This is a genomic window from Klebsiella sp. C360 (assembly GCF_048822415.1).
Taxonomy (GTDB): domain Bacteria; phylum Pseudomonadota; class Gammaproteobacteria; order Enterobacterales; family Enterobacteriaceae; genus Klebsiella; species Klebsiella quasipneumoniae.
Window position 1 is genome coordinate 334,588 of sequence record NZ_JBMEZZ010000004.1, and the last position, 13,506, is coordinate 348,093.

Annotated in this window: 12 protein-coding genes and 1 tRNA gene; 8 read left to right on the plus strand and 5 right to left on the minus strand. The window is 58.6% G+C overall.

Features of this window, described 5'->3' with window-relative positions; translation table 11 throughout:
- Positions 1-82 precede the first annotated feature (82 nt).
- The 3 genes from ACOI7D_RS13540 to trmB are packed head-to-tail and all read right to left on the minus strand — an operon-like array spanning position 83 to position 1,898.
- Positions 83-802 (minus strand): DUF2884 domain-containing protein, encoded by a 720-nt coding sequence (locus ACOI7D_RS13540; protein ID WP_032428990.1) that lies wholly within the window; start codon positions 800-802, stop codon positions 83-85.
- 50 nt (positions 803-852) lie between these two features.
- Positions 853-1,179 carry a YggL family protein gene (locus ACOI7D_RS13545; protein ID WP_002916620.1) on the minus strand — a complete coding sequence of 109 codons (327 nt, stop codon included), beginning with the start codon at positions 1,177-1,179 and terminating at the stop codon, positions 853-855.
- Positions 1,179-1,898: a tRNA (guanosine(46)-N7)-methyltransferase TrmB gene (trmB, locus tag ACOI7D_RS13550; RefSeq protein ID WP_004205192.1), complete on the minus strand. Its 720-nt coding sequence runs from the start codon at positions 1,896-1,898 to the stop codon at positions 1,179-1,181. The genes ACOI7D_RS13545 and trmB overlap by 1 nt, the downstream gene beginning before the upstream one ends.
- A 136-nt stretch (positions 1,899-2,034) precedes the next feature.
- Between trmB and mutY the strand changes: the two genes are divergently transcribed.
- The 4 genes from mutY to ACOI7D_RS13570 all read left to right on the plus strand — a co-directional run bounded on the left by mutY (position 2,035) and on the right by ACOI7D_RS13570 (position 5,972).
- The gene (gene mutY / locus ACOI7D_RS13555) at positions 2,035-3,093 is read left to right on the plus strand and encodes an A/G-specific adenine glycosylase (RefSeq protein WP_023291004.1); all 1,059 of its coding nucleotides are present in this window, start codon (positions 2,035-2,037) and stop codon (positions 3,091-3,093) included.
- Positions 3,094-3,120: 27 nt separating this feature from the next.
- Positions 3,121-3,396 (plus strand): oxidative damage protection protein, encoded by a 276-nt coding sequence (locus ACOI7D_RS13560; protein ID WP_004105744.1) that lies wholly within the window; start codon positions 3,121-3,123, stop codon positions 3,394-3,396.
- A gap of 48 nt (positions 3,397-3,444) precedes the next feature.
- Complete coding sequence (mltC, locus tag ACOI7D_RS13565; RefSeq protein WP_002916629.1) at positions 3,445-4,527, plus strand: membrane-bound lytic murein transglycosylase MltC; 1,083 nt, start codon at positions 3,445-3,447, stop codon at positions 4,525-4,527.
- 191 nt (positions 4,528-4,718) lie between these two features.
- Complete coding sequence (locus tag ACOI7D_RS13570; protein ID WP_023291005.1) at positions 4,719-5,972, plus strand: nucleoside permease; 1,254 nt, start codon at positions 4,719-4,721, stop codon at positions 5,970-5,972.
- A 43-nt stretch (positions 5,973-6,015) separates the two neighbouring features.
- Here ACOI7D_RS13570 and ACOI7D_RS13575 read toward each other — a convergent pair whose 3' ends face one another.
- Positions 6,016-8,154 carry an ornithine decarboxylase gene (locus tag ACOI7D_RS13575; protein ID WP_109546943.1) on the minus strand — a complete coding sequence of 713 codons (2,139 nt, stop codon included), beginning with the start codon at positions 8,152-8,154 and terminating at the stop codon, positions 6,016-6,018.
- Positions 8,155-8,573: 419 nt separating this feature from the next.
- Here ACOI7D_RS13575 and ACOI7D_RS13580 point away from each other — a divergent pair, with 419 nt between their 5' ends.
- The 4 genes from ACOI7D_RS13580 (at position 8,574) to ACOI7D_RS13595 (ending at position 12,562) form a co-directional block, all read left to right on the plus strand.
- Entirely contained in the window at positions 8,574-9,287 is a 714-nt protein-coding gene (locus ACOI7D_RS13580; protein ID WP_023291007.1) for a DUF554 domain-containing protein, read from the plus strand.
- Between the two features lie 105 nt (positions 9,288-9,392).
- Positions 9,393-9,468 (plus strand) — tRNA-Phe (locus tag ACOI7D_RS13585).
- A gap of 558 nt (positions 9,469-10,026) precedes the next feature.
- A complete protein-coding gene (locus ACOI7D_RS13590; protein WP_072421878.1) occupies positions 10,027-11,403 on the plus strand; it encodes a pyridoxal-phosphate dependent enzyme in 1,377 nt (458 codons plus the stop codon).
- A 10-nt stretch (positions 11,404-11,413) separates the two neighbouring features.
- Positions 11,414-12,562 (plus strand): trans-sulfuration enzyme family protein, encoded by a 1,149-nt coding sequence (locus tag ACOI7D_RS13595; RefSeq protein ID WP_109546941.1) that lies wholly within the window; start codon positions 11,414-11,416, stop codon positions 12,560-12,562.
- On the opposite strand, the gene ACOI7D_RS13600 is transcribed toward ACOI7D_RS13595, so the two are convergent.
- A complete protein-coding gene (locus ACOI7D_RS13600; protein WP_109546940.1) occupies positions 12,563-13,474 on the minus strand; it encodes a LysR family transcriptional regulator in 912 nt (303 codons plus the stop codon).
- Between the last annotated feature and the right edge of the window lie 32 nt (positions 13,475-13,506).

The following is a 13,506-nucleotide window of genomic DNA, read 5'->3' on the forward strand; positions in this document are numbered from 1 at the left end:
GCATCATAAGGCGTTCGCCACCGCAGGCAGGATAAATGAAATCTGATTTTGCTACCTGCGGACGCAGGTAGCGGGATGTCGCTTACTTTAACGAGCCCACCAGCGCTTTGCGGCTGTCCTCAAGGGAGACCACTCGGCTGCAGACGTCTTTACCAAACTGCTGGAAATCGGCCTCCTGGTTTTTCCACTCGTCCTGAATCGCGGTTTGCAGACCGCCGAGGCTGCCGAGAATGCCCTGCAGCGGGTTGCCGCCGCCTTTGAGCACCGCTTTCGCCCCCATCTCGTTAATGCTGTCCTGCAGAATGCCGCCCATCGCCTGATTCACCAGCTGCTGGCCGTCGGCGCGCACCTGGTCGATGGCTTTATAGTGGAAGGTCAGGCCATCGCTGCGGCGCTCAATAATGCGGTTCATCTGTTCTTTCAGCTGCGCGTCCAGCTTAGTCAGACGACCGTGCATACTGCTGTCGGCGCCGACCTGTTCGGTAATGATTTTATCCAGCGCCTTGCGGCCTTTTTCGACTCGCGAACGCGCGCCTTCGTCAATCCACGGCAGGCTGCTGCGCAGACCGGCCTGATAATCCTGGGCCTGCTCGCGCTGGGCGGCGCTGAGGGCATAGGCCTTGCCGTTAAAGGTCAGGTTACCGTCCGGTTTGATCACCAGATTGCCATTTTCCCCTTTCACCTGGACCTGCTGCGGGGTGAGGATCACATCGTCACGCGGCGTGACGCTACACTGGTAGTCTGCATGGGCAGACAAAGCGGTGACGGAGAGCGCCACCGCCAGCAGCGTTTTACGCATCATAAAACTCCCTTAAGACAAAACGGGCCGGCAGTTGCCGACCCTTGTCAAACTTAGTCCCACCAGACGTCAAAAAGTTCGCTGGTGCGCACATCCTCTAACTTACGCGCTTCCAGCCATTTGCGCACGATAGCCTGATGCTCTTCGGTACATTTACCGATCTCCTGCATGCAGATCAGCCCCTCCCAGGAGAGATAGCCGCTGCCGTCAAAGGCCAGCTTGTTCGGCTCAATCACCTCTTCGATCAGATCGTTGACCGTCTGGTCGATCTGTTCTTCGCTGGTCCCTTCCGGGAAACGCCAGGCGACGGAGAAGCCTAACTCCTGAAACTCGTCGATATGCATTTTTTTCCGCAGACGACGGCTACGATTCTTGGCCATTATTTCACCCTCTCGAACATTAAGTCCCATACGCCGTGGCCGAGACGATGGCCACGCTGTTCAAATTTGGTTACCGGGCGCGATTCCGGGCGCGGTACGTAATCGTTGCTTGCCGACTGGTTACGGTACCCTTCCAGCGAGGACATCACTTCCAGCATATGGACGGCATAGGCTTCCCAGTCGGTCGCCATATGGAAGACGCCGCCGAGCTTCAGTTTACTTTTCACCAGCTCGGCGAAAGGCGGCTGCACGATACGACGTTTATTATGGCGCGCTTTGTGCCACGGGTCAGGGAAAAACAGCTGCACCATATTCAGCGAATTATCCGGAATCATAGTGTGCAGCACTTCCACCGCATCGTGACACATCACGCGCAGGTTTTGCACACCTTCTTCTTCGGCCGAGGCCAGACAGGCGCCGACGCCCGGGGAGTGCACTTCGATGCCGAGGAAATTCTGTTCCGGTTTGGCTTTTGCCATCGCCACCAGCGAGGCGCCCATCCCGAAGCCAATTTCGAGGGTGACCGGCGCTTCGCGGCCAAACAGGGCGGCGAAATCGAGCGGCGCATCGTTGAATTCAACGCCCATCACCGGCCAAATGTTATCCAGCGCATGCTGCTGCCCTTTCGTCAGGCGGCCCTGGCGACGGACGAAGCTACGAATACGGCGCAGCGGACGGCCGTTTTCATCAAATTCCGGAGAGATGACGTCGTTTTTCATAAAAGTTAGGTCTGCTAGTGAAAGTGTTCGGAAAACGGGCATTATCCAAAGTTACCCGGCGGATGCAAGGGTTTACAGCCACTCGGCCTTGTGCTGCAATCTGCCACCCTGTAATCGCGATCCCGGAGCCGTAGCTTTGACTTTTCTCGCCACGCAATTTTCAGCCCAGGTCCTGGACTGGTACGACAAATACGGGCGTAAAACCCTGCCCTGGCAAATCGCCAAGACGCCCTACAAAGTATGGCTCTCCGAAGTGATGTTGCAACAAACCCAGGTGACCACGGTTATCCCGTATTTTGAACGCTTTATGGCGCGTTTCCCCACGGTGGTCGATCTCGCCAACGCGCCGCTGGATGAGGTGCTGCACCTGTGGACCGGACTGGGTTACTACGCGCGGGCGCGCAACTTACACAAAGCGGCGCAGCAGGTGGCGGCGCAGCACGGCGGCGAATTCCCGCAGACCTTTGACGAAGTGGCGGCGCTTCCCGGCGTCGGGCGCTCAACGGCGGGGGCCATTTTATCCCTTTCGCTCGGTCAGCATTATCCGATTCTCGACGGCAACGTGAAGCGCGTGCTCGCCCGCTGCTATGCTGTCAGCGGCTGGCCGGGGAAAAAAGAGGTGGAAAAACGGCTGTGGGAGATCAGCGAAGCGGTCACGCCAGCGAAGGGCGTGGAGCGCTTTAACCAGGCGATGATGGACCTCGGGGCGATGGTCTGCACCCGCTCGAAGCCGAAGTGCGAACTGTGCCCGCTGAGCAACGGCTGCGTGGCCTACGCCAATCATTCATGGGCAGAATATCCGGGCAAAAAACCGAAGCAGACCATTCCGGAACGCACCGGCTATTTCCTGCTGATGCAGCACGGCGACGAGGTGTTTCTCGCCCAGCGTCCGCCGGTGGGCCTGTGGGGCGGATTGTTCTGTTTTCCGCAGTTTGCCGACGAAGCGGGCCTGCGCGAGTGGCTGGCACAGCGCCAGATTAAGGCCGATAATCTGACGCAGCTCACCGCTTTTCGCCACACTTTCAGCCATTTCCATCTGGATATTGTGCCGATGTGGCTTACAGTGCACTCATCTGGCGCATGCATGGATGAAGGCAACGCACTCTGGTATAACTTAGCGCAGCCGCCGTCGGTCGGTCTGGCGGCCCCCGTGGAGCGCTTGTTGCAACAGTTAAAAGCCGGAACGCCGGTATAAATTTTCGGCTATCAAAGAGGATTGATTATGAGCAGAACCATTTTTTGTACCTTCCTGCAGCGTGAAGCGGACGGCCAGGATTTTCAGCTGTATCCGGGCGAACTCGGGAAGCGCATTTACAACGAAATCTCCAAAGAAGCCTGGGCGCAGTGGCAGCACAAGCAGACCATGCTGATCAACGAGAAAAAGCTCAGCATGATGAACCCGGAGCACCGCAAGCTGCTGGAGCAGGAGATGGTGCAGTTCCTGTTTGAAGGGAAAGACGTGCACATCGAAGGCTATACGCCGCCGGAAAAACAGTAAGGGCCCTGCGGCCTTTTAAAAACAAACACAACACGCACGCCCGGAATGATGAAAAAATACTTAGCGCTCGCGCTGATTGCGCCGTTGCTCGTTTCGTGTTCCAGCTCCAATAAAAAAGGCGCCGAATACAACGAGGCCTGGGTCAAGGATACCAACGGTTTTGATATCCTGATGGGCCAGTTTGCCCACAACATCGAGAACATTTGGGGGTACAACGAAGTCCTGCTCGCCGGGCCGAAGGACTACGTCAAATACACCGACCAGTATCAAACCCGCAGCCACATCAACTTCGATGAAGGGACAATCACCGTCGAGACCATCGCCGGCACCGATCCGCGCGGACGACTGCGCCAGGCGATCGTCAAAACCCTGCTGATGGGCGATGACCCCAACTCCATCGACCTCTATTCCGATGTCGATGACATTCAGATCTCCAAAGAGCCGTTCCTCTATGGCCAGGTGGTGGATAACACCGGGGCATCGATTCGCTGGGAGTGGCGCGCCGCGCGCTTTGCCGACTATCTGCTGCAAACCCGCCTGAAGAGCCGCAACAACGGCCTGCGCGTGGTCTACAGCATCACCATCAACCTGGTGCCGAACCACCTCGACAAACGTGCGCATAAATACCTCGGCATGGTGCGTCAGGCCTCGCGTAAGTATGGGGTTGATGAGTCGCTGATCCTCGCGATTATGCAGACCGAATCCTCCTTTAACCCTTATGCGGTCAGCCATGCCGACGCCATGGGGCTGATGCAGGTGGTCCAGCACAGCGCCGGCAGAGACGTCTTCCGTTCCCAGGGTAAATCGGGCCTGCCAAGCCGCAGCTATCTGTTCGACCCGGCGAATAACATTGACACCGGTACCGCCTACCTGGCGATGCTGAACAATGTCTACCTCGCCGGCATCGATAACCCCACCTCGCGTCGCTACGCGGTGATCACCGCCTATAACGGCGGCGCCGGCAGCGTGCTGCGGGTCTTCTCCAGCGATAAAGTCCAGGCGGCCAATATCATCAACAGCATGGCGCCAGGGGACGTCTACCAGACCCTGACTACCCGTCATCCTTCGGCGGAATCGCGCCGCTATCTGTATAAAGTTAACACGGCGCAGAAAAGCTACCGCCGTAAATAACCCCCCTCCTGACACCGGCCTCAGCCCCGCGCTGAGGCCGCGTTTTTTCTGCGCCATACGGTGCAATATCTTTCGGTTTTCTGCGGCAGTTAACAGAAGCCTTCGGTTGGCGAATGATAGAATCGCATCAAAATAACGGGTTTAATGTTATTTTAAAAACATAACAAGCCCATATTCGTGAGGATAACTACATGAATCTTAAGCTGCAGCTCAAAATACTGTCGTTCCTGCAGTTCTGTCTTTGGGGGAGCTGGCTTACCACGCTTGGCTCATACATGTTTGTCACCCTGAAGTTTGACGGCGCAGCAATCGGCGCGGTTTATAGCTCGCTCGGTATCGCCGCGGTGCTGATGCCGACGCTGCTCGGCATCGTCGCCGACAAGTGGATTAGCGCCAAATGGGTGTATGCCGTTTGTCACCTGGTGGGTGCGCTGACGCTGTATCTGGCGGCGCAGGTCACCACGCCGGGCGAAATGTTCCTCGTGATCCTCCTCAACTCGCTGGCCTATATGCCGACGCTGGGGCTGATTAACACCATCTCTTACTATCGCCTGCAGTCGGCGGGGCTGGATATCGTTACCGATTTTCCGCCGATCCGTATCTGGGGCACTATCGGCTTTATCTTCGCCATGTGGGGCGTCAGCTTCTCCGGCTTTGAGCTGAGCCATATGCAGTTGTACATCGGTGCGACGCTGTCGGTATTGCTGGCGCTGTTCACCCTGACGCTGCCGACGATCCCGGTGGCTAACGCCCAGCGTAATCAAAGCTGGACGGAGATGCTGGGGCTTAACGCTTTCGCGCTGTTTAAAAACAAGCGCATGGCCATCTTCTTTATCTTCTCAATGATGCTCGGCGCCGAGCTGCAAATCACCAACATGTTCGGTAATACCTTCCTGCACAGCTTCGATAAAGATCCGCTGTTTGCCGGCAGCTTTATCGTCGAACACGCCTCGGTGCTGATGTCGATCTCGCAGATCTCCGAGACCCTGTTTATCCTGACCATCCCGTTCTTCCTCAGCCGCTACGGCATTAAGAACGTCATGCTGATGAGTATCGTGGCGTGGATGCTGCGCTTCGGCCTGTTCGCCTTTGGCGACCCGACGCCGTTCGGCACCGTGCTGCTGGTACTGTCGATGATCGTCTACGGTTGCGCCTTCGACTTCTTCAACATCTCCGGTTCAGTGTTCGTTGAGAAAGAGGTGCGCCCGGAAATCCGCGCCAGCGCCCAGGGGATGTTCTTGATGATGACCAACGGCTTCGGCTGTATTCTCGGTGGCATGGTGAGCGGCAAAGTGGTGGAGCACTTTACCGTCGAAGGGATCACTAACTGGCAGAGCGTGTGGCTGATTTTCGCCGGCTATTCGCTGGCGCTGGCTTTTGCCTTCGTGGCGCTGTTCAAATACAAACACGTCAGACAGCCGACCGCCGCGCAGCAGAGCGCGTGATCGGCAAAAGTAAAACGCCCCGCCTGTTCGGCGGGGCGTTTTTTTATCCCTTCAACACGTAGCCATACAGCCGCTTAATGCCGTCCGGATCCGTCTCGCTATAGACTCCCTGCAGCTCCGGCGAGAAGCCCGGCAGCATATTGACCCCCTCCTCCAGCGCGAGGAAATAGCGCAGCACAGCGCTCCCCCAGACCTCACCGGGCACCACGCATAATACCCCCGGCGGATACGGCAGCGCCCCTTCCGCCGCGACGCGGCCCTCCGCCTCGCTCAGACGCACCAGCTCCACGTCGCCGCGGATAAATTCGCGGTTGGCATCCTGGGGATTCATCACCACCCGCGGGAAGCTCCGTTTACGGAACATCTCTTTTTGCAGGCTCTTCACGTCAAAGCTGACGTACAGATCGTGCATTTCCTGGCACAACTCGCGCAGGGTATAGTCGCGATAGCGCACCGGATATTTGTTGTAGATGGTCGGCAACACATCGGCCAGCGGCGTATCCGCTTCAATATGCTGTTCAAACTGCCCCAGCATCGCCACCAGCTGCGCCATTTTTTCGGCGCTTTCCGCCGGCGTCAGCAGGAACAGAATCGAGTTGAGATCGCACTTCTCCGGCACGATGCCGTTTTCCCGCAGGTAATGCGCCAGAATGGTCGCCGGGATGCCGAACTCACTGTACTCCCCGCTCTCCGCGTCGATGCCAGGGGTGGTCAACAACAGCTTGCACGGGTCGACAAAATACTGGTCGTCGGCATAGCCCTCGAAACCATGCCAGCGCGCGCCCGGTTCGAAGCTGAAGAAACGACGCTCCCGGGCGATCGCTTCGGTCGGGTGATCCTGCCACGGGCGCCCCGCCACCATCGGCGGAATAAAGGGCTGAATCATCTTACAGTTGGCGATGATCGCTTTGCGCGCCTCGATGCCCAGCGCCACGCATTCGGCCCACAGGCGGCGGCCGCTCTCGCCTTCGTGAATTTTGGCGTTGACGTCCAGCGCGGCGAACAGCGGATAAAACGGGCTGGTGGAGGCATGCAGCATAAAGGCGTTATTCAGCCGCTTGTGCGGACAGAAGCGCGCCTGGCCGCGCAGATGGTTATCCTTTTTATGGATCTGCGACGTCTGCGAGAAACCGGCCTGCTGCTTGTGTACGGACTGGGTGACAAAAATGCCCGGATCGTCCGGCGTCAGCTCCAGCAGCAGCGGCGAACAGTCGGCCATCATCGGGATAAACTGCTCATAGCCCACCCACGCCGAGTCGAACAGGATGTAATCGCAGAGGTGGCCGATTTTATCGACCACCTGGCGGGCGTTATAGACCGTGCCGTCATAGGTCCCGAGCTGGATCACCGCCAGGCGAAACGGGCGAGCGGCCGTGGCTTTCTCTGGCGCCGCTTCGCGGATGAGATCCCGCAGGTAGCGCTCATCAAAGCAACGCTCGTCAATGCCGCCGATAAAGCCGAACGGATTGCGCGCGGCTTCAAGATAGACAGGCGTCGCCCCCGCCTGAATCAGCGCCCCGTGATGGTTTGACTTGTGGTTATTGCGATCGAACAGCACCAGATCGCCGCGGGTCAACAGCGCGTTGGTCACAACTTTGTTGGCCGCCGAGGTGCCGTTAAGGACGAAGTAGGTTTTATCCGCATTAAAGACCTTCGCGGCGAACTTCTGCGCATGCTTGGCCGACCCTTCGTGGATCAGCAGATCGCCTAATTTTACATCGGCGTTACACATATCGGCGCGAAAGACGTTTTCGCCAAAAAAGTCATAGAACTGACGGCCTGCGGGATGCTTTTTGAAAAAGGCCCCGTGCTGGTGTCCCGGACAGGCAAAGGTGCTGTTATCCATTTCGACGTACTGGGTCAGCGTATTGAAAAACGGCGGCAGCAGACGCGCTTCATAATCGCAGGCCGCCGCTTCCAGCTCGAGCCACTCCTGATCTTTACCGGCGATCACCGCCTGTACCCCCTCCGGCTTATCGACCGCCGTCTCGCTCAGCAGGTAGACCGGCAGGTTAAATCCGCTACGCCTGAGGAGGGCAAGAATACCGCTGCGACTGTCCGCCGCGGTGATGACGACTGCCGCCACATCGGTAAAATCGGTACTGTCCAGCGCCACAACGCGACGGTGGGTGGACAAGCGGGTGACCAGCTCGCAGCTGGCGGCAATGTGCATGGATTTCATAAGCGCAAATGCCCGTATCGGGAGTGTAAAAATCTCAGACAAGGGAAACCTTGCCCAACGATGTGTCCGGGTCTGACGGATTCAGCTCCGACCGCCGGACATCAGTAAAAGCAGACGCGTCCGATCTTACTGTTGCCCTACAGTGAGCATACGTGTCCTTCACCGCATGGTGAACGAAGGGGTAAGCGTAGCAAGATGAGGCAGCCCACGCATCTGTGCGCGGCGTCGCTGGCGAGGTAATGGCAGTGTCGTCATCGGCGGCCTCATATCAGGGAGGAGAAAATTCGCGCAATCATGGCACCTTTCCCTGGCAGGCGCAAGATGAAAACCGTATGCACTTATATCACGGATGCACAAGCTTTCACGGCGGGTTAACGTCATAATCAATCGGTTATCAGGGATATTTAACAGGAGTCAGCGTGGTTACAGGACCTTTTATTAATGCCAGCGCGGTGCTGGTCGGCGGCGTGTTAGGCGCCTTACTCAGCCAGCGGTTGCCGGAACGGATCCGCACATCCATGACCTCAATTTTTGGCCTGGCGTCATTAGGCATCGGTATTTTACTGGTGATTAAATGCGCCAATCTGCCGGTGATGGTGCTGTCGACCCTGGTGGGAACGCTGCTCGGCGAAATATGCAATATGGAAAAAGGCATAAATACGCTGGTCAGTCAGCTTCAGCAGTTGCTGTCATCGAAGGGTAAGAAAAAGGCCTCGGCGCATGACTCCTATATTCAGAGCTATGTGGCGATTATCGTCCTGTTCTGCGCCAGCGGCACCGGCGTCTTCGGCGCCATGCGCGAAGGGATGACCGGCGACGCCAGCATTCTGATTGCCAAAGCGTTTCTTGATTTTTTCACCGCCACCATTTTCGCCTGCACCCTGGGCATTGCCGTCGCCGCCATCAGCGTGCCGATGCTGCTTATCCAGCTGACCCTCGCGGCCTGCGCGGCGATCATTATGCCGCTCACCACGCCGATGATGCTGGCGGATTTCAGCGCCGTCGGCGGTATGCTGCTGGTGGCCACAGGGCTGCGCATCTGCGGAATAAAAATGTTTGCCGTGGTGAATATGCTGCCTGCGCTGGTGCTGGCGATGCCGATTTCAGCGGCCTGGACGCTGTTTTTTGCCTGAAGACGCGTGCTTTTAGCGCAATGTGGTGATAGATTGTTCAGTCTGCTGCAAAACAGATAAATTTCGTTGACGAGGCGCGGCGATTACGGTTTAATGCGCCCCGTTGCCCGGATAGCTCAGTCGGTAGAGCAGGGGATTGAAAATCCCCGTGTCCTTGGTTCGATTCCGAGTCCGGGCACCACTATTTAAAGAACCCAGCCTATGGCTGGGTTTTTGCTTTTCTGCATCCGGACTCTTCATCGAACTCCGTTCGATTATTCGCCGCACAGCGGCTCACCCCTTCGGGGCCAGCGCGACACGCGCGCTGTTCAACGCCTGCGGCGTTAGTCCGAGTCCGGGCACCACTATTTAAAGAACCCAGCCTATGGCTGGGTTTTTGCTTTTCTGCATCCGGACTCTTCATCGAACTCCGTTAAGCCGTGATTTCCCTGCTGCGTTTTTCTCCTGGCCAGCCCGCTGCCACTTAACGGCAAGCGCAGGCCTGTTCCCCATAGAATCTTTTCGCAAATACATTGCCAGATATCAGATAACACGCTGATTAAAATCGCCTTTTTGTCGCCAAAAGCGACTAAAAACGCCCTTTTCTGGCAATCGATCCGCCCAGGCGGCTACCCTGCTTTCCCTCCGGATGGCTGAACAGCATCTTATATTCCATTTTGCGCTAAATGACAGAGAAATATTCTTTAAATAACCGATTTCACAGACCTACCATGCAAAAATATCTTAAACGAGTGGGTAAATGGTTATGTCACTGTTTCATTCCGTGAGCGACCTGATCGGTCATACTCCCCTGCTCCAGTTGCACAAACTGGATACCGGCCCCTGCAGTCTGTTTTTAAAACTGGAAAATCAGAACCCGGGCGGCTCAATTAAAGATCGGGTTGCGCTGTCGATGATTAACGAAGCCGAGCGCCAGGGCAAACTGGCGCCCGGCGGGACAATTATCGAAGCCACCGCCGGCAATACCGGCCTCGGCCTGGCGCTGATTGCGGCGCAGAAAAATTACCGCCTGATCCTGGTGGTACCGGACAAAATGAGCCGCGAGAAAATCTTTCACCTGCGGGCGCTGGGCGCGACGGTGCTGCTCACCCGCTCCGACGTCAATAAAGGCCACCCGGCCTATTACCAGGATTATGCCCGCCGCCTTGCCGATGAAACGCCGGGGGCTTTTTACATCGACCAGTTTAACAACGACGCTAATCCGCTGGCGCACGCTACCTCCACCGCGCCGGAACTTTTCCAGCAGCTGGAGGGCGACATAGACGCCATCGTCGTCGGCGTTGGCTCCGGCGGCACGCTGGGCGGGCTTCAGGCCTGGTTTGCAGAACATTCGCCGAAAACGGAATTTATCCTCGCCGATCCGGCGGGCTCGATCCTTGCCGATCAGGTTGATACCGGACGCTACGGCGAAACGGGATCCTGGCTGGTCGAAGGGATTGGAGAAGATTTCATCCCGCCGCTGGCCAGGCTGGAAGGGGTGCATACCGCCTATCGCGTCAGCGACCGCGAAGCGTTCCACACCGCGCGCCAGCTGCTGCAGGTCGAGGGGGTACTGGCCGGCTCCTCCACCGGCACCCTGCTCAGCGCCGCGCTGCGCTACTGCCGGGCGCAAAGCCGTCCGAAGCGGGTGGTGACCTTCGCCTGCGACAGCGGCAATAAATACCTGTCAAAAATGTTCAACGACGACTGGATGCGCCAGCAGGGGCTGATCGCCCGCCCCGAACAGGGCGATCTCAGTGATTTTATCGCCCTGCGCCATGACGAAGGCGCCACCGTCACGGCCGCGCCGGACGACACCCTGGCCGCAGTATTTACCCGCATGCGGCTGTATGACATCTCCCAGCTGCCGGTGCTGGAGGATGGCCGCGTGGTCGGCATCGTCGATGAGTGGGATTTGATCCGCCACGTAAAGGGCGATCGCCAACGCTTCTCTCTGCCGGTCAGTGAAGCGATGAGCCGCCATGTTGAAACTCTCGATAAGCGTGCGCCAGAGAGCGAACTGCAGGCCATTCTCGATCGCGGTCTGGTGGCGGTGATCGCTGACAACGCGCGTTTTCTTGGCCTGGTCACCCGCAGCGATGTACTGACCGCCTGGCGTAACCGAGTCGCACAATAAGGAATTTTTTATGTCATCCATCCACACCCTGAGCGTACATAGCGGAACCTTCACCGACAGCCACGGCGCAGTGATGCCGCCGATTTACGCCACCTCCACTTTTGCTCAGCCTGCGCCGGGGCAGCATACCGGCTATGAATATTCCCGTAGCGGGAACCCTACACGCCACGCGCTGGAGACGGCGATCGCCGACCTGGAAAACGGCACGCGCGGCTACGCGTTCGCCTCCGGGCTGGCCGCCATCTCCACCGTGCTGGAGCTGCTGGATAAGGACAGTCACCTGGTGGCGGTCGATGATGTGTATGGCGGCACTTACCGCCTGCTGGAAAACGTTCGCCGCCGTAGCGCTGGTCTGCAGGTGAGCTGGGTGAAACCCGACGACCTGGCGGGGATTGAAGCGGCGATCCGCCCCGATACGCGCATGATCTGGGTGGAGACGCCCACTAACCCGCTGCTGAAGCTGGCGGATCTCAGCGCCATCGCCGCCATCGCGCGCCGCCATAACCTGATCAGCGTCGCCGATAACACTTTCGCCTCGCCGGCGATCCATCGCCCGCTGGAGCATGGGTTTGATATGGTGGTCCACTCCGCGACCAAGTACCTCAACGGCCATTCCGATGTCGTCGCCGGCCTGGCGGTGGTTGGCGATAACGCTGAGCTCGCGGAAAAGCTTGGCTACCTGCAGAATGCGGTAGGCGGTGTACTCGACCCGTTCAGCAGCTTCCTGACGCTACGCGGCATCCGTACCCTGGCGCTGCGGATGGAGCGCCACAGCGCGAACGCGCTGCAGCTCGCCGAATGGCTGGAACAGCAGCCGGAGGTGGAGCGAGTCTGGTTCCCCTGGCTGGCCTCGCACCCGCACCATCAGCTGGCGCGCCAGCAGATGGCCCTGCCCGGCGGCATGATTTCCGTCGTGGTGAAGGGCGATGACGGTTACGCCGAACGCATCATCAGCAAGTTGCGCTGGTTCACCCTTGCGGAGAGTCTGGGCGGCGTGGAGAGCCTGGTGAGCCAGCCCTTCAGCATGACCCACGCCTCGATCCCGCTGGAGAAGCGCCTGGCGAACGGCATCACGCCGCAGCTGATCCGCCTGTCGGTCGGGATCGAAGATCCTCACGATCTGATTGCCGACTGGCAGCAGGCGCTACGGGAGGAGTAATTATTCCGACGCGCGGGTCGTCGCCAGCGCGTCGGCCATTCCCTGCTGAAGGTGGGCGATAAACTGCGTCAGCTTCGGCAGGGGCCGGCGATCCTGACGCCAGAGCAGATGCACGGGCCTCGGCTGTGGGGTCCACGCCTCCAGCACCCGCATCAGGCTGCCGCTGGCCAGCGCATCGGCCAGCAGCACCTCCGGCTGCATCAGCAGCCCGGCCCCGGCGATCGCCGCCTGGCGCAGCGCATAGCCATCGTTGCAGCGCAAAACCGCATCGCGCTTCCAGCGCACTTCCCCCTCCATGCCCGGCAGCCGCCACTCGTTGCGCGCGGTCCAGACCGTATGGGACAGGCAGAGATGATCGGCGAGATCTTCCGGCGTCCCTGGCGTTCCGTAACGCGCCAGATAAGCCGGCGCGGCGCAGATCACCATCCGATAGGGCGCCAGATAGCGGGCCACCAGATCCTCCTGATGGATCTCGCCAATGCGGATCGCCAGATCGAAACCTTCATCCACCAGATCGACCATCCGGTTGGTCAGATCCAGTTCAACCCGAATCGCTGGCCAGGCCTGCAGAAAGGTGGCGGTCAGGGGAGCGATCACGCTGGCGCCGAACGAGGTGGGCGCGCTCACCCGCAGGGTGCCGGCGGGCGCCAGCCGCAGCCGCTCAACGGCGCTTTCGGCGATGGAGACCTGCTCCATCACCCGTTTCGCTTCGTCAAAATAGACCCGCCCTGCGTCGGTGAGGCTCTGGCGTCGGGTGTTACGCTCCAGCAGACGCGTCGCCAGCTGGGTTTCCAGCTGGGCGATGTATTTCCCGACCATTACCGCCGACAGCCCCAGGCGCGACGCCGCCCCGGTAAAGCTGCCGCACTCCACCACGGCAATAAACGTCTCCATCCCTCGCAGCTTATCCATATTGCTAACCTCTGGTTAGTAATGTTCTAACT

Excerpts from the sequence above, each read along its gene's own strand:
- ACOI7D_RS13590 (WP_072421878.1), top strand. The coding sequence starts at position 10,027 with ATGGTTATGTCACTGTTTCATTCCGTGAGCGACCTGATCGGTCATACT.
- ACOI7D_RS13570 (WP_023291005.1), top strand. The coding sequence starts at position 4,719 with ATGAATCTTAAGCTGCAGCTCAAAATACTGTCGTTCCTGCAGTTCTGT.
- ACOI7D_RS13595 (WP_109546941.1), top strand. The coding sequence starts at position 11,414 with ATGTCATCCATCCACACCCTGAGCGTACATAGCGGAACCTTCACCGAC.
- mltC (WP_002916629.1), top strand. The coding sequence starts at position 3,445 with ATGAAAAAATACTTAGCGCTCGCGCTGATTGCGCCGTTGCTCGTTTCG.
- ACOI7D_RS13545 (WP_002916620.1), bottom strand. The coding sequence starts at position 1,179 with ATGGCCAAGAATCGTAGCCGTCGTCTGCGGAAAAAAATGCATATCGAC.
- trmB (WP_004205192.1), bottom strand. The coding sequence starts at position 1,898 with ATGAAAAACGACGTCATCTCTCCGGAATTTGATGAAAACGGCCGTCCG.
- ACOI7D_RS13575 (WP_109546943.1), bottom strand. The coding sequence starts at position 8,154 with ATGAAATCCATGCACATTGCCGCCAGCTGCGAGCTGGTCACCCGCTTG.
- ACOI7D_RS13540 (WP_032428990.1), bottom strand. The coding sequence starts at position 802 with ATGATGCGTAAAACGCTGCTGGCGGTGGCGCTCTCCGTCACCGCTTTG.
- ACOI7D_RS13560 (WP_004105744.1), top strand. The coding sequence starts at position 3,121 with ATGAGCAGAACCATTTTTTGTACCTTCCTGCAGCGTGAAGCGGACGGC.
- ACOI7D_RS13600 (WP_109546940.1), bottom strand. The coding sequence starts at position 13,474 with ATGGATAAGCTGCGAGGGATGGAGACGTTTATTGCCGTGGTGGAGTGC.